Raw genomic sequence first — 18,966 nt, 5'->3', positions numbered from 1 at the left:
GAGACTTTGCTTGGGATCAGCGGCTAAAGAAGTCGGGAAAAGAGGCGTTTTATGTAGGGAAAGTCGCTAAATGACGGTCAGCACTTTTTGTAACGGTCGGGCATTGCCCGTTGCTCAATGTCAGCCGCGCTCGCTATGCTGCTGAATCCTTTAATCGATCACGGACCCGGCCACACCTGAGCCGCGTCTGGGATGTCATTAGAAAACGGATCCGATGCGATGAATGCACCGCTCAATCAGTTCGGCCCGATCAAGGCTGTGATTTTCGACATGGACGGCTTGTTGCTGGACACCGAGGGCATTTACACCGAGGTCACGTCGCTGATTGCCGCGCGTTACGGTCGGGTTTTCGACTGGAGCATCAAGCAAAACATCATTGGCCGTGGGGCCGGTGATCTGGCGCGATACGTGGTCGAGGCGCTCGATTTGCCGATTACCGCCGAAGAGTTCCTGGTGATCCGCGAACCATTGATGCGCGAGCGTTTTCCTGCCGCGCTGGCGATGCCGGGTGCTGAGGAACTGGTGCGGCACTTGAAGGCCAACAACATTCCGATTGCCGTGGGTACCAGTTCCTCGCGTCAGTCGTTCGGGCAGAAGACCACGTTGCACCGTGACTGGTTTGCGCTGTTCGATTTCGTTGTGACGGCCGATGACCCGGAGGTCGGCGCAGCTAAACCGGCGCCGGATATTTTCCTCACCGCAGCGCGGCGCCTGGGCGTTGCGCCTGAGGACTGCCTGGTGTTTGAGGATTCGCCGTTTGGCGTCACCGCGGCGAAAGCGGCGGGGATGACCGCGATAGCGATCCCGGATGCAGCCATGGCGGATGAGAAATACGCACATGCCGATGGCATTCTTCGTACGCTGAAAGCGTTCACACCGAGCGCGTGTGGTTTACCCGCCCTCGAATGGGCTTAACGCACCCGTAAGCAAAAGTGGGAGCGAACAGGCTCGCTCCCACATTTTGTTTATGTCTAGCGCATCAGGCGCCGAAACCACCGTCGATGGTCAGGCTGGCCCCGGTGATGTAACCGGCTTCCGGACCAACGAGGTAGGCCACGAAGCTGGCGATCTCTTCGGCTTTGCCGTAGCGACCCACTGCCATCAACGGGATCAGGCTTTCCGCAAAGTCACCGTCAGCCGGGTTCATGTCGGTGTCGACCGGGCCGGGCTGCACATTATTAATGGTGATGCCGCGCGGGCCGAGGTCGCGGGCCAAGCCTTTGGTCAGACCTACCAGCGCTGATTTGCTCATGGCGTAAGGGCCGCCACCGGCGAAGGGCATGCGGTCGGCGTTGGTGCTGCCGATGTTGATGATGCGACCGCCTTCAGTCATGTGTTTGGCGGCGGCCTGGGTGGCGATGAACACGCTGCGCACGTTGATGGCCAGGGTCTGGTCGAAATCTTCGAGTTTGAAATCCTCCAGTGGTGCAACGGCCAGCACGCCAGCGTTGTTGACCAGGATGTCCAGGCGACCGAAGGCTTTAACCGTAGCGCTCACGGCGTTGCGGATGGCTTCAGCGTCGGCGCTGTCCGCCTTGATGGCCAGGGCTTTGCCGCCGCTGCCGGTGATGCTGTTTTGCAATTCTTCGGCTTTGGCCGTGGAGCTGACGTAGGTGAAGGCAACGGTTGCGCCTTCAGCGGCCAGACGTTTGACGATGGCGGCGCCGATACCGCGGGAACCGCCTTGAATCAAAGCCACTTTGCCGCTGAGGTTCTGAGTAGTCATAACGATCTCCAAAATCCCGAGGCGAAATGCCTCGGTTGATGGAGCCTAGTATCGATTGAGGATCAGGCGATGAGTAGCCGGCAATTGCGATAGTCTGTGTAAACCAAAAGTTTATAGTGGCACCTATGGAAACCTTCAGCAGTATCGAATGCTTTGTGCGCAGTGCAGAGGTCGGCAGCTTTGCCGAAGCCGCGCGGCGCTTGAGTTTGACCCCGGCCGCCGTAGGCAAGAGTGTGGCAAAGCTCGAGGCACGGCTTGGTGTGCGGCTATTTCAGCGCAGCACCCGCAGCCTGACGTTGACCGAGGCCGGTCAGCTGTTCCTTGGCGAGGTCAGTTCCAGCCTGCACACGATCCAGAATGCGGTGGCCAATCTGGCCAGCGCCGAAGGCCGACCGGCGGGGACACTGAAGGTCAGCATGGGCACGGTGTTTGGGCGCTTGTATGTCGTGCCGTTGCTGGGGGAGTTTTTGCGGCGCTTCCCCGCGATCAACCCGGACTGGCATTTCGATAACCGTCAGGTCGATTTGATTGCGCAGGGGTTCGATGCGGCCATTGGCGGTGGTTTCGAACTGCCCCAAGGGGTGGTGGCGCGCAAACTGGCGCCGGCGCATCGGGTGTTGGTGGCGTCAGCCGGTTATCTGGAGGCGCATGATGCGATCGCCGAGCCCGATGATCTCAAGCACCACGACGGCATTCTGATTCGTTCGCCGCAGACCGGCCGGGTGCGTTCCTGGCAGTTGACCAGTCGCAGGCAGCAACACAGTCCGCTGACATTGAAGGCGCGGATGACCATGAGTGATTCGGAAGCCGCGTGCGCGACGGCGGCCCAGGGGCTGGGGATTGCGCTGGTCAGCATGCCGTTCGCCTCGGGGTTTCTGGAGAGCGGGAAGCTACAGCGGGTGCTGCCGGACTGGTATGTCGACGATGGCAACATTTCGATCTATTACGCGGAACACAAACTGTTGCCGGGCAAGACCCGGGCGTTTGTGGATTTCATCATTGAGCAGTTTGCGGAGCAGGGGCTGGGGCAGCGGTTTAGTGCGGTTTGAGTTCGGCTTGAGGCCGAGTTGCTGTCATCGCGGGCAAGCCCGGCTGCCACCGGGGATTTGTGAGCGCCGCCAATCCACTGTGGGAGCGTGGCTTGCCCGCGATGAACGATAACGCGGTCTGCCGCTCCCACAGGGGATCTCACAAGGCTCGGGATCAGGCCTTGGATTTGCTGATGATGTTGCCTGCATGCAACCCGCATTCTTTCTGCGTCGCCTCTTCCCACCACCAGCGACCTTCGCGCTCATGCTGGTTCGGCAGCACCGGACGGGTGCACGGTTCGCAGCCAATGCTGATGAACCCGCGCTCATGCAGGCTGTTGTAGGGCAGCTCCAGCATGCGGATGTAGCCCCAGATCTCTTCGCTGGTCATTTGCGCCAGCGGATTGAATTTGTACAGGGTGCGCTCGGGCGTCGAGAACGCGGTGTCGATTTCCAGCACCGCGACGGCGCTGCGGGTGCCGGGGCTCTGGTCCCGGCGCTGGCCGGTGGCCCAGGCGCTCACGCCGGACAACTTGCGGCGCAGCGGCTCGATCTTGCGGATGCCGCAGCATTCGCCATGGCCGTCCTTGTAGAAACTGAACAGGCCTTTTTCCTTCACGAAGGGTTCAAGTTTCGTGTAGTCCGGCGACACCAGTTCGATGTCGATCTTGTAGTGCTCGCGCACCTGATCGATGAAACGGTAGGTTTCCGGGTGCAAGCGGCCGGTATCGAGGCTGAACACCTTGACGTTCTTGTTCAGCTTCCAGGCCATGTCTACCAGCACCACGTCTTCGGCGCCGCTGAAAGATATCCACAGGTCATCGCCAAACTCGGCGAAGGCGAGTTTCAGGATGTCCTGGGCGGACTTATTGGCATAGGTCGTGGCGAGTTCCACGACGTCGAACGTTGGGCTCATCAGGGCGGCTTCCTACAGGTCGGTGGCGCTGGGCGCTCTATATGGCTGCGATGGTAACAAAATCCTGCAGCCGCTGGCGCGCCCTCTGCGTTGCGCCGGTCAGCCCGAATCGCTAGAGTTCGGCAGTCTTTTTGCTCGCTCGACTCAATAATCAATACAAATGGGAGTGTCTTGTGGAAATTGCCTGTCTGGATCTTGAAGGTGTACTGGTCCCGGAAATATGGATCGCGTTTGCCGAAAAAACCGGAATCGAATCCCTGCGGGCTACCACCCGGGACATTCCTGACTATGACGTGCTGATGAAGCAACGCCTGCGAATTCTCGATGAACACGGCCTGAAACTCGCCGATATCCAGGAAGTGATTGCCACGCTCAAGCCGCTCGATGGCGCCATCGAGTTCGTTAATTGGCTGCGCGAACGCTTCCAGGTGGTGATCCTGTCAGACACGTTCTATGAGTTTTCGCAGCCGTTGATGCGCCAGCTGGGTTTTCCGACGTTGCTGTGCCATCGCTTGATTACCGATGATTCCGGTCGGGTGACCAGCTATCAGCTGCGTCAGAAAGATCCCAAGCGTCAGTCGGTTCTGTCCTTCAAGAGCCTCTACTATCGGGTGATCGCGGCGGGGGATTCGTACAACGACACGACGATGCTGGGTGAGGCGGATGCGGGGATTCTATTCCATGCGCCGGACAATGTGATTCGCGAGTTTCCACAGTTCCCGGCGGTGCATACGTTTGAGGCGCTGAAGCAGGAGTTCATCAAGGCTTCTAATCGGGCGTTGAGCCTTTAGTCGTCTGGAAGGGCCCCATCGCGGGCAAGCCCGGCGCCTACAGGTATTGCGCTAAACCTGTGGGAGCCGGGCTTGGTCCGGGCGGCGTTCCGACGATGCTTTTAAAGGTTTTGCAGGGTATCGAGCAGGACTTTGACCTTGGTTATCGATTCCTGATACTCGGCCTGCCACTCGGAGTCAGCGACGATTCCGCCACCGCCCCAGCAACACACTTGCCCATCCTTGACCAGCAAGCTGCGAATCGCGATGGAACTGTCCATCTCGCCGCGCACATCCAGATACAGCAATGACCCGCAGTACAATCCACGCCGGGTCGGCTCCAGCTCATCAATAATCTGCATCGCCCGAATCTTCGGCGCACCAGTGATCGAGCCGCCGGGGAAGCTGCCGGCAATCAGGTCCAGCGCATCGCGGTCATCCGCCAGTTCACCGGTCACGCTGCTCACCAGATGATGCACGTTCGGATAGCTTTCCAGGCTGAACAACTCCGGCACTCGCACCGAACCAATGCGGCAGGTGCGCCCGAGGTCATTGCGCAGCAGGTCGACAATCATCAGGTTTTCCGCGCGATCCTTGGGGCTGGCGAGCAGTTCGGCGGCATTCGCCGCGTCTTCGGCAGCGGTCAGGCCGCGAGGGCGGGTGCCTTTGATCGGACGGGTTTCCACCTGCCGTTCGCTGACTTTGACGAAGCGCTCCGGCGACAGGCTCAGCACCGCGCCGCCCTCGGGCAGGCTCTGGAAACCGGAAAATGGCGTCGGGCACGCGGCGCGCAACGCGACGTACGCTGCCCATGGATCGCCTTGGCACTCCGCCCGGAAGCGCTGGGCGAAGTTGACCTGGTAGCAGTCACCGGCCTGGATGTAGTTCTGAATGCGTTCCAGCGCCTGGCGATACTGGTCGGCGCTCAGGTCGGCACGCATCGGCGCTTTCAGGGTGAAAGGTTCAAGGGTTTCGGCCGGCGGCTGACTGAACAGTGTGATCAGACGCTGGCGTTCGCTATTGACCAACGACGGGTGAAACACCAGTTGACTGGTCTTCACGTGGTGATCGCTGATCAAGGCCCAGTCATATAACCCGAAACGCGCATCGGGCAATTGCAGATCGTCTTGCGCCTGGCTCGGCAGGTTTTCCAGGTGCCGACCGAAGTCGTAGCTCAGGTAACCGATCAGGCCGCCGGCGAAGGGCAGTTCATCAGGCACTTGCGCTTTACCGAGTCGTGTCAGGTTTTCGCGCAGGCGTTGCAGGAAATCGCTGCCGCTTTCGTCGGGTAATACAGCCAGTTGCGCCAGCGGCCAGGCGCTGAGCAAATCAAAACGCCCACGCTCGGCACTTGGCCGGCCACTGTCGAGCAGCACAGCGCCGGGCGCGTGACGAATCGCCGCGAAGTAGTCGGCGGGGTTGGCGCGATAAGGGAGCGGGTGTACGGAACAGGTCAACATGGGCGGGGCGGGTCAGCCATCGAGGCGGGGTGGCGATTGTAGTCCTCTGCAGGATTTGCTCCTAGAGGGGATGTCGGGGATTGGCAAGTTGAGTGCTTTAGTGACTGTCAGTCCGCCATCGCGAGCAAGCTCGCGATGGCCGCGACTCGGTTTCAGATCAGCCCTCAACCGCCGGAATATGCCCAAACATCTCCTGAACAAACTCCACGCGCTCTTTCACCGTCTCGGTAACCCCGCGAGCCTTCAACTCTTCCAACCGCGCTTCAACCGCATGTGTACGCAAGGTCAGCCCGCAATCGTTGGCGATCTGGATGTTCAACCCAGGGCGGGCATTGAGCTCGAGGATCAACGGGCCTTTTTCCTGGTCCAGGACCATATCAACGCCGATGTAACCCAACCCGCACAGCTCATAACAGCCGGCCGCGAGTTTCATGAAACCGTCCCAGTAGGGCAGTTGCACGCCATCGACGGCGTTGGTGGTGTCGGGGTGTTTGGTGATGATGTTGTTCAGCCAGGTGCCGCGCAATGTTTCCCCGGTCGCGAGGTCGACACCGACGCCGATGGCGCCCTGGTGCAGGTTGGCCTTGCCGCCGGATTGCCGGGTCGGCAGGCGCAGCATGGCCATCACTGGATACCCCATCAACACGATGATGCGAATGTCCGGCACGCCTTCATAGCTGATGCTCTTGAAGATCTGGTCCGGGATCACCCGGTATTCGATCAGCGCGCGGTCGCGATGACCACCCAGGGAATACAGGCCGGTGAGGATACTGGAGACATGGTGCTCGATTTCCTCATGGCTGATGATCTTGCCGGACACCGTGCGATAGCGGCCCTCGAAACGGTCGGCGACCACAATGATGCCGTCGCCACCCGCGCCCTGCGCGGGTTTTATCACGAAGTCGGTACGGTCGCCGATGATGGAATCGAGGTTGTCGATTTCCTTCTCGGTGGAGATCACGCCATACAGTTGCGGCACATGAATGCCAGCGGCAATGGCGCGCTCCTTGGTGATGATCTTGTCATCGACAATCGGGTACAGGCTGCGCTTGTTGTACTTGAGCACGTAGTCGGCGTTACGCCGGTTGATGCCCATGATGCCCCGGGCTTCCAGGGCCTTCCAGGTTTTCCAGAAACCGAACATCAGACGTCCGCCTTCAGGAACGCCTTGAATCGCACCAGTTCGGTCAGGCGGTAGCCGCGATAGCGACCCATTGCCAGCATGAAGCCCACCAGGATCAGCAGGATCGCCGGGAACGTGAACACGAAGTACACCAGCTCCGGCACGGTCATGATCAAGTGCGCCAGGGACGCGGCGAACAGCGTGCCGATCGCCACTTTCATGGCATGGCCCGAACCGCGTTCTTCCCAGGTAATCGACAGGCGTTCGATGGTCATGGTCAGGATCACCATCGGGAACAGCGCCACCGACAGCCCGCGTTCGAGGCCAAGTTTATGGCTGAACAGGCTGATCGCCGCGATCAGCACCACCACGAAGGTCAGCACCACCGACAGCCTTGGCAGCATTTGCAGCTTCAGGTGTTCAAGGTAGGAACGCAGCGACAGCCCCAGCGCGGTGATGATCGTGAACAGCACGATGCCGAAGCCGAGCCCGGTTTCGCGGAAGGCGAGGGCGATCAGCACCGGGGTGAAGGTGCCGAGGGTCTGGATGCCGATCAGGTTGCGCAGGATCAGGATCACCAGCACGCCAATCGGGATCATCACCATGATCATGAACGTCTGCTGGGTTTGCAGCGGCAAACCGTACAGCGAGTATTCGAGGAAGTTGGCGTCGGTGTTTTCGTCGGTCAGCTTGGCCAGGCGAATGGCGTTCATTTCGCTGTTGTTGAGGCTGAAGGTCACGTTGGCTTTTTTGCCGCCATCGACGGTGATCAGGTTTTCGTCGCCGGTCCACCACAGCAGGCGATCGGTCGGCAGGCCTTGCTCACCGGTTTCCGGGTTGAAGTACAGCCAGTCAGTGCCGTTGAAGCTGCGCAACCAGAGTTCAGGCAGTTGCGGCTGGTCGGCCACCAGACGAATGGTGTGGACCTTTTCCACCGGCACGTGGGCGATGGACAGGACCAGCTCGACGATTTTGGCTTTGTTCGCGGTGGACGGATCGCCGGCCAGCAGCAGTTTCACATTGTCGTCGCTTAAATTGTTGACCCGCTTGATCGCTTCGCCAATGAAGGTCTCGACGTCAGCCGAGTGCTGGCGAATCGGTGCGAGCAGGGCTTCGGCGGCGATTTTTTCCGGGCCTTCGACGGCGATACTGTCACGGAAGGTCGGGCCCTTGACCTTGGATTTTTCGCCGGAGTAACGCTTGGTCAGCACCAGACGGTAATAAAGGGTTTGATTGCCCTTGGCCCGACGCGCCGACCAGGTGACCTTGCGGTTGCCGTCGACCCGATTCACTGCCACGCCGTAGTTATTGGAGATGAAGCTCTCGTTGAGGCTGACGAAGTCGCGGCTCAGTGGCGGCACGAACATCTGGATCTTGACCGGGTCCTTGGCACTGGCGACGAACTCGACCTTGGCGTCGATGTTCCACAAGTCGTCGGTGGCGTCTTCGGTCACGGGAATGCCGAGCACGAAGATCTGATAGGCCGTAACTGAAATGCCCAGCACCACCAGGATGGCGATCAGCATTTTCAGATGGAGGTTAAGAGAGCGCATTGGAATTACTCTGCGGTATGAGCGGCGGTGGCGCAGGCGGGTTTGCCAGCAGCGTATTTAAGACTGGGGTCGACCAGCGCGTCGAAGCGTTTGAGCGCTTCGGAGCCGATCAACAGCGGGTATTGGAAGGCGCTGCGGTCGGTCAGGTTCACTTCGATGCTGCGTAATGCCGAACCCATGCAGATGTCCAGCTCGATTACCGGGCGGGCCGTGTACTTCTTGCCTTCTTCCGGGTCGTAGTCACCGGCCCGGCGCTTGATCTTGCTGACACGGGCCAGCGGCCGTTCGATCGGGTGCGAATGGGCGGCGTCGATGGCCAGGTAAAAGCGTACCCAGGACTCGCCGTTGCGTTTGAAGCGTTTGATGTCGCGGGCACTCAGTGAGGCAGTTTTCGCCCCGGTGTCGAGCTTGGCCGCGACTTCCAGGTCGATGCCATCCAGGGAGGCGTACTCGTTGAGGCCGTACACCGTCTTTTCCCCCGCCGCGGCAAAACCGGGCAGACACAGTAGATAAAGGAATGTCGGGAAGGGCTTGAGTCTCATAAATCCTGGCGCGCAGCGGTCCGTACGTCGATTCAAGGCCCTGGCATTGCTGCGCAAGCTCCCTCGTATGCCTATCAGCTATTTGTGACAAACAGTGCAGATGTCACAAACAAATGCGGGCGGCATTCTAGCACGGTGGTTTGCTGGCGCCACCGCTGGCGGGCGGCTATAAACCACTGTGCTGCTTTGTTATGGTGCGGCGGGTTATTAGACGATTGTCGACAATATCGAATTATCCTTTGACTGTGGCGCCTGTTTTCGCTAGTTTTTGCGGCATCAGCTTTCAAGGTGTCGACAATATGTTGGATCAACTGGATCCCCCGCTCATTACCCAAGACGATTCGGAGACACTTTCCGAAAACGTCTTCCGGCGTATTCAGGCGGCCATCGTCAAGGGCGAGATCGCCCCGGGCAGCAAGATCTCCGAGCCAGAGCTGGCGCGCACCTACGGCATCAGCCGCGGGCCGCTGCGTGAAGCGATCCACCGCCTGGAAGGTCAGCGCCTGCTGGTGCGCATTCCGCATGTCGGGGCACGGGTGGTCTCGCTCAATCATGCAGAGCTGCTTGAGCTCTACGAAATCCGTGAATCCCTTGAAGGCATGGCCTGCCGCCTGGCCGCCGAGCGCATGACGCTCGAAGAAATCGACGAACTGCGCCGCGTCCTCGAAACCCACGAGCGTGACGAAGCGTTCCAGGCTGGCCGAGGCTACTACCAGCAGGAAGGTGATTTCGACTTCCACTACCGGATTATCCAGGGCAGCGGTAACCGCACCCTGACGCAAATGCTTTGCGGCGAGCTGTATCAACTGGTGCGCATGTACCGCATCCAGTTTTCCACCACGCCCAATCGTCCACACCAGGCATTTGCCGAGCACCACCGAATTCTCGATGCCATCGCCGACCGTGACGGTGAACTGGCCGAGTTGTTGATGCGCCGCCACATCGGCGCCTCCAAACGCAATATCGCCCGTCATTACCAGGACGGCGCTAACCCGACAGCCAAACGAGGTGAGTCATGAGTTTGAACAAGAGCACTCCAGGCCAGCGTTTCCGCGATGCGGTCGCCAGCGAGCATCCATTGCAAGTGGTCGGCGCGATCAACGCCAACCACGCGCTGTTGGCCAAGCGCGCCGGTTTCAAGGCGATTTACCTGTCCGGTGGCGGTGTGGCCGCGGGCTCCCTCGGCGTGCCGGACCTGGGCATCACTGGCCTGGATGACGTGCTGACTGACGTGCGTCGCATCACCGATGTTTGCGACCTGCCGCTGCTGGTGGACGTGGACACCGGTTTCGGTTCCTCGGCGTTCAACGTCGCCCGTACCGTGAAATCGATGATCAAGTTCGGCGCTGCCGCCGTTCACATCGAAGACCAGGTCGGCGCCAAGCGTTGCGGCCACCGTCCGAACAAAGAAATCGTCTCGCTGCAGGAAATGGTCGACCGCATTAAAGCCGCGGTGGATGCGCGTACCGATGACAGCTTCGTGATCATGGCGCGTACCGACGCCCTGGCGGTCGAAGGTCTGGAATCTGCCCTGGATCGCGCCGCTGCGTGCATCGAGGCCGGCGCCGACATGATCTTCCCGGAAGCCATCACTGAACTGGACATGTACAAGCTGTTCGCCAGCCGTGTGAAAGCGCCGATCCTGGCCAACATCACCGAATTCGGCGCAACACCGCTGTACACCACCGAGCAACTCGCCGGTGCCGATGTATCGCTGGTGCTGTATCCGCTGTCCGCGTTCCGCGCGATGAACAAAGCCGCGGAAAACGTCTACACCGCCATCCGCCGCGACGGCACGCAACAGAACGTCATCGACACCATGCAGACCCGCATGGAGCTTTACGATCGCATCGACTACCACACCTTCGAGCAGAAGCTCGATGCGTTGTTCGCTGCGAAAAAGTAAGTCGAATAACTCCCTAATAAATTCAAGAAACTGGAGGCAGAAATGGCCGAAGCAAAAGTACTCAGTGGCGCCGGGCTCCGTGGTCAGGTTGCCGGGCAAACCGCACTGTCCACCGTGGGGCAATCGGGCGCAGGCCTGACCTATCGTGGCTACGACGTTCGCGAACTGGCGGCTGACGCGCAGTTCGAAGAGGTCGCCTACCTGCTGCTGTACGGCGAACTGCCGAGCAAAGCGCAACTGGATGCCTACGTCAGCAAGCTGAGCAAGCTGCGTGACCTGCCACAAGCGTTGAAAGAAGTACTGGAACGCATCCCCGCCGACGCCCACCCGATGGACGTGATGCGTACCGGCTGCTCGTTCCTGGGCAACCTGGAGCCGGAGAACAACTTCTCCGAGCAACACGACAAGACCGACCGTCTGCTGGCCGCATTCCCGGCGATCATGACCTACTGGTATCGCTTCAGCCACGACGGCAAGCGCATCAACTGCGTGACTGACGAGCCGACCATCGGCGGTCATTTCCTGCACCTGCTGCACGGCGAGAAGCCAAGCGAGTTGCACGTCAAGGTGATGAACGTTTCGCTGATCCTCTACGCAGAGCACGAGTTCAACGCGTCGACCTTCACCGCACGTGTTTGCGCATCCACACTGTCGGATCTGTTCTCCTGCATCACGGCGGCCATCGGTTCGCTGCGCGGTCCACTGCACGGCGGCGCCAACGAAGCGGCAATGGAAATGATCGAGCGCTTCAGCTCGCCGCAAGCGGCGATCGAAGGCACCCTCGGCATGCTCGAGCGCAAAGACAAGATCATGGGCTTCGGTCACGCGATCTACAAAGACAACGATCCGCGCAATGAAGTGATCAAGGGCTGGTCGAAAAAACTCGCTGACGAAGTGGGCGACAAGGTGTTGTTCCCGGTTTCCGAAGCCATCGACAAGACCATGTGGGAGCAAAAGAAACTGTTCCCGAACGCCGACTTCTACCATGCCTCGGCGTACCACTTCATGGGCATCCCGACCAAGTTGTTCACACCGATTTTCGTCTGCTCGCGCCTGACCGGCTGGGCTGCCCACGTGTTCGAACAACGCGCCAACAATCGCATCATCCGCCCGAGCGCCGAGTACGTCGGCGTTGAACAGCGCAAGTTCGTGCCAATCGAACAACGCTGAATGGTGGGGGTCGACACAGGGATCTAAATGCAACGCAGATCCCTGTAGGAGCGAGCCTGCTCGCGATGACGGACTGACATGCGACATCAGTGTCGGCAGTTACATCGCTATCGCGAGCAGGCTCACTCCTACAGTGGATTGTGTTCAGTTCAAGTCTTGCGTCTGGCCCCGCCTTTTGAAACTACCGTGACCCGAGTCCTGACGATGAACACAGAATTTCGCAAACAGCTGCCCGGCAGCCATCTGGATTACTTCGACGTCCGCGCGGCTGTCGAAGCCATTCATCCTGGCGCCTACGACACCCTGCCGTACACCTCCCGCGTGCTGGCGGAAAACCTTGTGCGTCGCTGCGACCCGGCCACGCTCACCGAATCCCTGAAGCAATTCATCGAACGCAAACGCGACCTCGATTTCCCGTGGTTTCCGGCCCGTGTGGTGTGCCACGACATTCTCGGCCAGACCGCACTGGTCGACCTCGCCGGCCTGCGTGACGCCATCGCCCTGCAAGGCGGCGACCCGGCGCAAGTGAACCCGGTGGTGCCGACGCAATTGATCGTCGATCACTCCCTGGCCGTCGAACGCGGTGGTTTTGATCCTGAGGCGTTCGAGAAGAACCGCGCCATCGAAGACCGTCGCAACGAAGATCGTTTTCACTTCATCAACTGGACCAAGAAAGCGTTCAAGAACGTCGACGTGATCCCGCCAGGCAACGGCATCATGCACCAGATCAACCTGGAGAAAATGTCTCCGGTGATCCAGGTGCGTGACGGCGTGGCGTTCCCCGACACCTGCGTCGGCACCGACAGCCACACCCCGCACGTTGATGCATTGGGCGTGATCGCCATCGGCGTGGGGGGGCTCGAAGCCGAGAGCGTGATGCTCGGTCGTGCGTCCTGGATGCGTCTGCCAGAAAGCGTCGGCGTCGAGCTGACCGGCAAGCTGCAACCGGGCATCACCGCCACCGACATGGTGCTGGCGCTGACCGAGTTCCTGCGCAAGCAAAAAGTCGTGGGCGCATGGCTGGAGTTCTTCGGTGAAGGCGCCGCTGCGCTGACCCTCGGGGACCGCGCAACCATCTCCAACATGGCACCTGAATATGGCGCTACCGCGGCGATGTTCTACATCGACCAGCAGACCATCGACTACCTCAAGCTCACCGGTCGTGAAGACGATCAGGTGCAGCTTGTGGAGCAATATGCCAAGACCACCGGCCTGTGGGCCGACAGCCTGAAGGGCGCGCAATACGAGCGCGGCTTGACCTTCGACCTGTCCACCGTGGTGCGCAACATGGCTGGCCCGAGCAACCCGCACGCCCGTGTCGCGGTTTCCGATCTGGCCGCCAAAGGCATCTCCGGCAAGTGGGATGACGTGCCTGGCCAAATGCCGGATGGCGCCGTGATCATCGCCGCCATCACCAGCTGCACCAACACCAGCAACCCGCGCAACGTGATCGCTGCCGGCCTGCTGGCGCGCAACGCCAACAAGCTCGGCCTGACCCGCAAGCCATGGGTCAAATCGTCCCTGGCACCGGGTTCGAAAACCGTCGCGCTGTACCTGGATGAAGCCGGTCTGACCGACGAGCTGGAACAGCTCGGTTTCGGCGTCGTCGCCTTCGCCTGCACCACGTGCAACGGCATGTCCGGCGCACTGGACCCGGTGATCCAGCAAGAGATCATCGACCGCGACCTGTACGCCACTGCCGTGCTGTCCGGTAACCGCAACTTCGACGGCCGGATTCACCCGTACGCCAAGCAAGCGTTCCTCGCTTCGCCGCCACTGGTGGTCGCTTACGCCATCGCCGGGACCATCCGTTTCGACATCGAAAAAGATGTGCTGGCCGTGGTCGATGGCAAGGAAATCCGCCTGAAAGACATCTGGCCGAGCGACGAAGAAATCGACGCCGTGGTCAAGGCCTCGGTGAAGCCTGAGCAGTTCCGTCAGGTCTACATCCCGATGTTCGCCATCCACGAAGACACCGGCCCGAAAGTAGCGCCGCTGTACGAGTGGCGCGAGATGAGCACCTACATCCGCCGTCCGCCGTACTGGGAAGGCGCGTTGGCCGGCGCACGTCCGCTCAAGGGTATGCGCCCGTTGGCGGTGCTGCCGGACAACATCACCACCGATCACCTGTCGCCATCGAATGCGATCATGCTGGACAGCGCCGCCGGTGAATACCTGGCGAAAATGGGCCTGCCGGAAGAGGACTTCAACTCTTACGCGACTCACCGCGGTGACCACCTGACTGCACAGCGCGCCACCTTCGCCAACCCGAAACTGTTCAACGAAATGGTTCTGGAAAACGGCAAGGTCAAACAGGGTTCGCTGGCGCGCGTCGAACCGGAAGGCAAAGTGATGCGCATGTGGGAAGCCATCGAAACCTACATGGAACGCAAGCAACCGCTGATCATCATTGCCGGCGCCGACTACGGTCAGGGTTCGTCCCGCGACTGGGCGGCGAAGGGCGTGCGCCTGGCTGGTGTGGAAGCGATTGCCGCCGAAGGTTTCGAGCGCATTCACCGCACCAACCTGGTGGGCATGGGCGTGTTGCCGCTGGAGTTCAAGGCTGGCACCAACCGTCATACCCTGGCCATCGACGGCAGTGAAACCTACGACGTGATCGGCGAGCGCACACCGCGCGCCGAGCTGACGCTGGTGATCCATCGCAAGAACGGCGAACGCGTCGATGTGCCGGTGATGTGCCGCCTCGACACCGCCGAAGAAGTGTCGATCTACGAAGCCGGTGGCGTGTTGCAACGCTTTGCCCAGGACTTCCTCGAAGAGTCGGCAGTCGCCGTCTAACACACGCTGTACAGACACGGGACTTCAAGTCCCGTGTCTGTTTTCAAGGTAAGGAGTAACGAGCACATGGCTCACGCAGCTCAGATCAAAATCCCTGCCACCTACATGCGTGGCGGCACCAGCAAAGGCGTGTTTTTCAGCCTCAAAGACTTGCCTGAATCGGCACAAATTCCAGGCCCGGCCCGCGACGCTTTGTTGCTGCGCGTGATCGGCAGCCCCGACCCGTACGACAAGCAAATCGACGGCATGGGCGGTGCGACCTCCAGCACCAGCAAAACCGTGATCCTGTCGAAAAGCCTCAAGGCCGATCACGACGTCGATTACCTGTTCGGTCAGGTGTCCATCGACAAGCCTTTCGTGGACTGGAGCGGCAACTGCGGCAACCTGTCGGCAGCGGTCGGTTCGTTCGCGATCAGCAACGGTCTGGTCGACGCCAGCCGCATTCCGCACAACGGCGTGGCCGTGGTTCGTGTGTGGCAGGCCAACATCGGCAAGACCATCATCGCCCATGTGCCGATCACCAACGGAGAAGTGCAGGAAACCGGTGATTTCGAACTCGATGGCGTGACTTTTCCGGCCGCCGAAGTGCAGGTCGAATTCATGGACCCGGCGGCGGAAGAAGAGGGCGGCGGTGGTTCGATGTTCCCTACCGGCAACCTGGTGGACGACCTCGAAGTACCCGGCGTCGGAACCTTCAAGGCGACCATGATCAACGCCGGCATCCCGACGATTTTCGTCAATGCCGAAGACATCGGTTACACCGGCACCGAGTTGCAGGGCGCGATCAACAGCGACCCGAAAGCGTTGCTGATGTTCGAAACCATCCGTGCCTACGGCGCATTGCGCATGGGCCTGATCTCGAACATCGACGAAGCGGCCAAGCGTCAACACACCCCGAAAGTGGCCTTCGTGGCCAAGCCGGCGGACTACGTGTCGTCCAGTGGCAAAGCCATTGCAGCAGGGGATGTCGACTTGCTGGTTCGGGCGTTGTCGATGGGTAAATTGCACCACGCGATGATGGGCACGGCGGCGGTGGCGATCGGCACGGCAGCAGCGATTACCGGGACGTTGGTGAACCTCGCCGCGGGCGGTGTCGAACGCAATGCAGTACGTTTCGGTCATCCATCCGGCACGCTGCGTGTGGGCGCAGAAGCCAGCCTGGTCAACGGTGAGTGGACCGTGAACAAAGCCATCATGAGCCGCAGTGCGCGGGTGTTGATGGAAGGTTATGTTCGCGTACCAGGTGATTCCTTCTGACGTAAATTCAGAAATCACCGAAAACCCTGTGGGAGCGGGCTTGCTCGCGATGAGGCTTACACATTCAACATCTTTGTTGGCTGACTCACCGCTATCGCGAGCAAGTCGAATCGTCGCACCGTCGCTCCCACAGTTGACTGCATTTCAAAATAAGAAAGCTTTACTCGACTGAGATTTACCCTGAACCGAGGTCCCATCAACGAACCACTTCAAGAGTGAATCGAACATGAGTGCCAACGTCGACCAGAACATTCGCCCCGAGTACGACCGTGTCCTGCAGGACATTGCCGACTACGTCCTCACCTTCAACATCCAATCCCAAGAAGCCCTCGACACCGCCCGCAACTGCCTGATGGACACGCTGGGCTGCGGTCTTCTGGCGCTGCGATTTCCCGAATGCACCAAACACCTGGGCCCTATCGTCGAAGGCACCGTCGTGCCGTTCGGTGCCCGCGTGCCCGGCACCAGCTATCGCCTTGATCCGGTCAAAGCCGCGTGGGACATCGGCTGCATCGTACGCTGGCTCGATTACAACGACACTTGGCTCGCCGCCGAGTGGGGGCATCCGTCGGATAACCTTGGCGCCATTCTCGCGGTGGCCGATCACCTGTCGCAAAAGAGCCTGGCCAATGGCGAGGCTCCGCTGACCGTTCGCGCGGTGCTCGAAGCGATGATCATGGCCCACGAAATTCAAGGCGTGATTGCCCTGGAAAATTCCTTCAATCGCGTCGGCCTCGATCACGTCATCCTGGTGAAAGTCGCCTCGACGGCGGTCACCGCCAAACTCATGGGCGCCAGTCGCGAGCAGTTGCTGTCGGCGTTGTCCCATGCGTTCGCCGACGGCCAGGCGCTGCGCACGTATCGGCATGCGCCCAATGCCGGCTCGCGCAAATCCTGGGCCGCCGGCGATGCGACCAGTCGCGGCGTCCGATTGGCAGACATCGCCATGCGGGGCGAGATGGGCATTCCCGGCGTGCTGACGGCCAGACAGTGGGGCTTTTACGATGTTTTGTTCAGCCACACCAACAATGATCTGGCGCTCAAACCCGAAGACAAACGGGCCTTCAGTTTCTCGCGGCCGTACGGCAGTTATGTGATGGAAAACGTGCTGTTCAAAATCAGTTTTCCGGCGGAGTTTCATGCGCAAACCGCCTGCGAAGCAGCCGTGACATTGCACCCGCAGGTTCGCAATCGGCTGCATGAAATCGACCGCATCGTCATCACCACTCACGAGTCGGCGATCCGCATCATTTCCAAAGTCGGTCCGCTGGCCAATGCCGCGGATCGCGATCACTGCATCCAGTACATGACCGCCGTGCCGCTGGCGTTCGGCAATCTGGTGGCTGAGTACTACGAAGACGACTTCCACGCAGCGCATCCGATCATCGATGTGCTGCGCGAGAAAATGGTCATCGTCGAAGACCCGCGCTTCACCCGCGAATACCTCGAAGCCGACAAGCGCTCCATCGCCAATGCGGTGCAAGTGTTCTTCAAGGACGGCTCCAGCACCGAGAACGTGGTGGTCGAATACCCGATCGGCCATCGCCGCCGTCGCGCCGACGGTATCCCGCTGCTGGAAGACAAATTCAAGGCCAACCTGGCCACGCGTTTTACCGCCCAGCGCAGTGCGCAGATTGTTGCGTTGTGCACAGATCAGGCTGCTCTGGAAGCTACTCCGGTCAATCGCTTCGTGGACCTGTTCGTGCTCTGAGCCACTTTTCCATCGGCAATTTGGTGATCGCAAACCCGGTCAGCAGAATCGCCGAATACATCATCAGTTCCTGGGACAAGGGTTGCCCCTCGTACCAGGCGCCGATGATCACGGCGAACACCGGAAAGATGATAAACACGAAGGACAAAATGATCGGGCTCAGGCGTTTGAGCAGCAGGAAATAAACGATGAACCCGCCCACCGATGCGACCAGCCCCAGATAGAGCAGGGCACTCCACGACCGCGCGCTGATAGCCGTAAAAATCGGCGCCTCAACCTGCAAACCAGCGAGAAACAACATCACCCCGGCGATGCCGATGGGCAGCGTGTTGTAGGTGATCACGCTGATCGCGGTGCCGTGTTTTTTGGTCACCACGTAACACAACGCATGCATCACCGCCGCGCAGAGAATCGCCAACACCCCGAACAATTCGGCATGGTCCAGATGCAGGCCCTGGCTGCGGATAATCATGAACAGACTGCCAAAGCCGATGGCGATACCGAGCACTTGCGACGGGTAGATTTTCTCGCGCAGAAACAGCGCCGAAAACAACAGGATGAACACAGGCATACAACTGAACAACAGCGCTGTCAGCCCCGACGAAACGTGCATCTCGCCGTAGTTGAGCAAGTAATACGGCAAGCTGAAATACGACAGGGTGACGAACACAAAAAACCAGCGGCTTTCCTTGGGAAACAATAGCGGTTCACGCCGCATCAGGGCGAAGCCGAGGAACAACGGAAACGCGATCAAAAAGCGCAGGCCGGCAGCCGTCAGCGGCGGCACGGTTTCGACGGCAATCTTGATCCCCAGCCACGTCGTGCCCCAGCTCAGGCACACGATCAGGAACAGCACGCTGGTGACCAATGCCGCCAGCCAGGGTTTTCTAACACTTGAAGAGGCACTGATGGCGATGGACATGACTCGGCTCCCTTGTCGTCGGAATTGACCTGCAACCGCAAAAGGTCTATCCCTGATTGCACCTGTTTCAAGCACGCTATTCG

Annotated in this window: 16 protein-coding genes; 9 read left to right on the top strand and 7 right to left on the bottom strand. The window is 60.0% G+C overall.

Annotated features, from left to right (window positions below; translation table 11 throughout):
* The first annotated feature begins 219 nt into the window (after positions 1-219).
* A complete protein-coding gene (locus AB4N43_RS07665) occupies positions 220-915 on the top strand; it encodes an HAD-IA family hydrolase (protein WP_027922536.1) in 696 nt (231 codons plus the stop codon).
* A gap of 64 nt (positions 916-979) precedes the next feature.
* Here the strand turns inward: AB4N43_RS07665 and AB4N43_RS07660 are convergent, their stop codons facing one another.
* On the bottom strand, positions 980-1,726 hold the full coding sequence (locus AB4N43_RS07660) for a 3-oxoacyl-ACP reductase family protein (RefSeq protein WP_027922537.1): 747 nt from the start codon (positions 1,724-1,726) through the stop codon (positions 980-982).
* Positions 1,727-1,851: 125 nt separating this feature from the next.
* Between AB4N43_RS07660 and AB4N43_RS07655 the strand changes: the two genes are divergently transcribed.
* Positions 1,852-2,775, top strand: a complete 924-nt coding sequence (locus AB4N43_RS07655; protein WP_460153692.1) for a LysR family transcriptional regulator — start codon at positions 1,852-1,854, stop codon at positions 2,773-2,775.
* 154 nt (positions 2,776-2,929) lie between these two features.
* Here the strand turns inward: AB4N43_RS07655 and AB4N43_RS07650 are convergent, their stop codons facing one another.
* Positions 2,930-3,670 carry a phosphoadenylyl-sulfate reductase gene (locus AB4N43_RS07650; RefSeq protein WP_460153690.1) on the bottom strand — a complete coding sequence of 247 codons (741 nt, stop codon included), beginning with the start codon at positions 3,668-3,670 and terminating at the stop codon, positions 2,930-2,932.
* A gap of 173 nt (positions 3,671-3,843) precedes the next feature.
* Between AB4N43_RS07650 and thrH the strand changes: the two genes are divergently transcribed.
* Positions 3,844-4,461 (top strand): bifunctional phosphoserine phosphatase/homoserine phosphotransferase ThrH, encoded by a 618-nt coding sequence (gene thrH / locus AB4N43_RS07645; RefSeq protein WP_027922539.1) that lies wholly within the window; start codon positions 3,844-3,846, stop codon positions 4,459-4,461.
* 101 nt (positions 4,462-4,562) lie between these two features.
* On the opposite strand, the gene pabB is transcribed toward thrH, so the two are convergent.
* From pabB to rloA, 4 genes are all read right to left on the bottom strand, one after another.
* On the bottom strand, positions 4,563-5,900 hold the full coding sequence (gene pabB / locus AB4N43_RS07640) for an aminodeoxychorismate synthase component I (RefSeq protein ID WP_027922540.1): 1,338 nt from the start codon (positions 5,898-5,900) through the stop codon (positions 4,563-4,565).
* Between the two features lie 157 nt (positions 5,901-6,057).
* The gene (locus tag AB4N43_RS07635; RefSeq protein ID WP_027922541.1) at positions 6,058-7,044 is read right to left on the bottom strand and encodes an alpha-L-glutamate ligase-like protein; all 987 of its coding nucleotides are present in this window, start codon (positions 7,042-7,044) and stop codon (positions 6,058-6,060) included.
* Positions 7,044-8,576 carry an osmotic stress tolerance membrane protein RloB gene (rloB, locus tag AB4N43_RS07630; protein WP_027922542.1) on the bottom strand — a complete coding sequence of 511 codons (1,533 nt, stop codon included), beginning with the start codon at positions 8,574-8,576 and terminating at the stop codon, positions 7,044-7,046. The genes AB4N43_RS07635 and rloB overlap by 1 nt, the downstream gene beginning before the upstream one ends.
* A gap of 5 nt (positions 8,577-8,581) precedes the next feature.
* Positions 8,582-9,118 (bottom strand): retropepsin-like aspartic peptidase RloA, encoded by a 537-nt coding sequence (gene rloA / locus AB4N43_RS07625; RefSeq protein WP_027922543.1) that lies wholly within the window; start codon positions 9,116-9,118, stop codon positions 8,582-8,584.
* 302 nt (positions 9,119-9,420) lie between these two features.
* Here rloA and AB4N43_RS07620 point away from each other — a divergent pair, with 302 nt between their 5' ends.
* From AB4N43_RS07620 to prpD, 6 genes are all read left to right on the top strand, one after another.
* Complete coding sequence (locus AB4N43_RS07620) at positions 9,421-10,137, top strand: GntR family transcriptional regulator (RefSeq protein ID WP_172825947.1); 717 nt, start codon at positions 9,421-9,423, stop codon at positions 10,135-10,137.
* Positions 10,134-11,024 (top strand): methylisocitrate lyase, encoded by an 891-nt coding sequence (prpB, locus tag AB4N43_RS07615; protein ID WP_027922545.1) that lies wholly within the window; start codon positions 10,134-10,136, stop codon positions 11,022-11,024. Before AB4N43_RS07620 ends, prpB begins: the two co-directional genes overlap by 4 nt.
* Positions 11,025-11,066: 42 nt before the next feature.
* Positions 11,067-12,194 (top strand): bifunctional 2-methylcitrate synthase/citrate synthase, encoded by a 1,128-nt coding sequence (prpC, locus tag AB4N43_RS07610; RefSeq protein WP_027922546.1) that lies wholly within the window; start codon positions 11,067-11,069, stop codon positions 12,192-12,194.
* A gap of 204 nt (positions 12,195-12,398) precedes the next feature.
* Positions 12,399-14,993 carry a Fe/S-dependent 2-methylisocitrate dehydratase AcnD gene (acnD, locus tag AB4N43_RS07605; RefSeq protein WP_460153686.1) on the top strand — a complete coding sequence of 865 codons (2,595 nt, stop codon included), beginning with the start codon at positions 12,399-12,401 and terminating at the stop codon, positions 14,991-14,993.
* Between the two features lie 66 nt (positions 14,994-15,059).
* A complete protein-coding gene (gene prpF, locus AB4N43_RS07600; RefSeq protein ID WP_027922548.1) occupies positions 15,060-16,250 on the top strand; it encodes a 2-methylaconitate cis-trans isomerase PrpF in 1,191 nt (396 codons plus the stop codon).
* Positions 16,251-16,476: 226 nt separating this feature from the next.
* A complete protein-coding gene (gene prpD, locus AB4N43_RS07595; protein WP_027922549.1) occupies positions 16,477-17,961 on the top strand; it encodes a 2-methylcitrate dehydratase in 1,485 nt (494 codons plus the stop codon).
* Here the strand turns inward: prpD and AB4N43_RS07590 are convergent.
* Positions 17,930-18,838: a DMT family transporter gene (locus AB4N43_RS07590; RefSeq protein WP_460154203.1), complete on the bottom strand. Its 909-nt coding sequence runs from the start codon at positions 18,836-18,838 to the stop codon at positions 17,930-17,932. The two genes, prpD and AB4N43_RS07590, sit on opposite strands and share 32 nt — an antisense overlap.
* Positions 18,839-18,966: the final 128 nt, after the last annotated feature.

It is taken from the genome of Pseudomonas sp. S2_B07 (genome assembly GCF_054668435.1).
The sequence above is the reverse complement of the archived record's forward strand: the minus strand, read 5'-3'. Positions and strand labels throughout refer to the sequence as shown.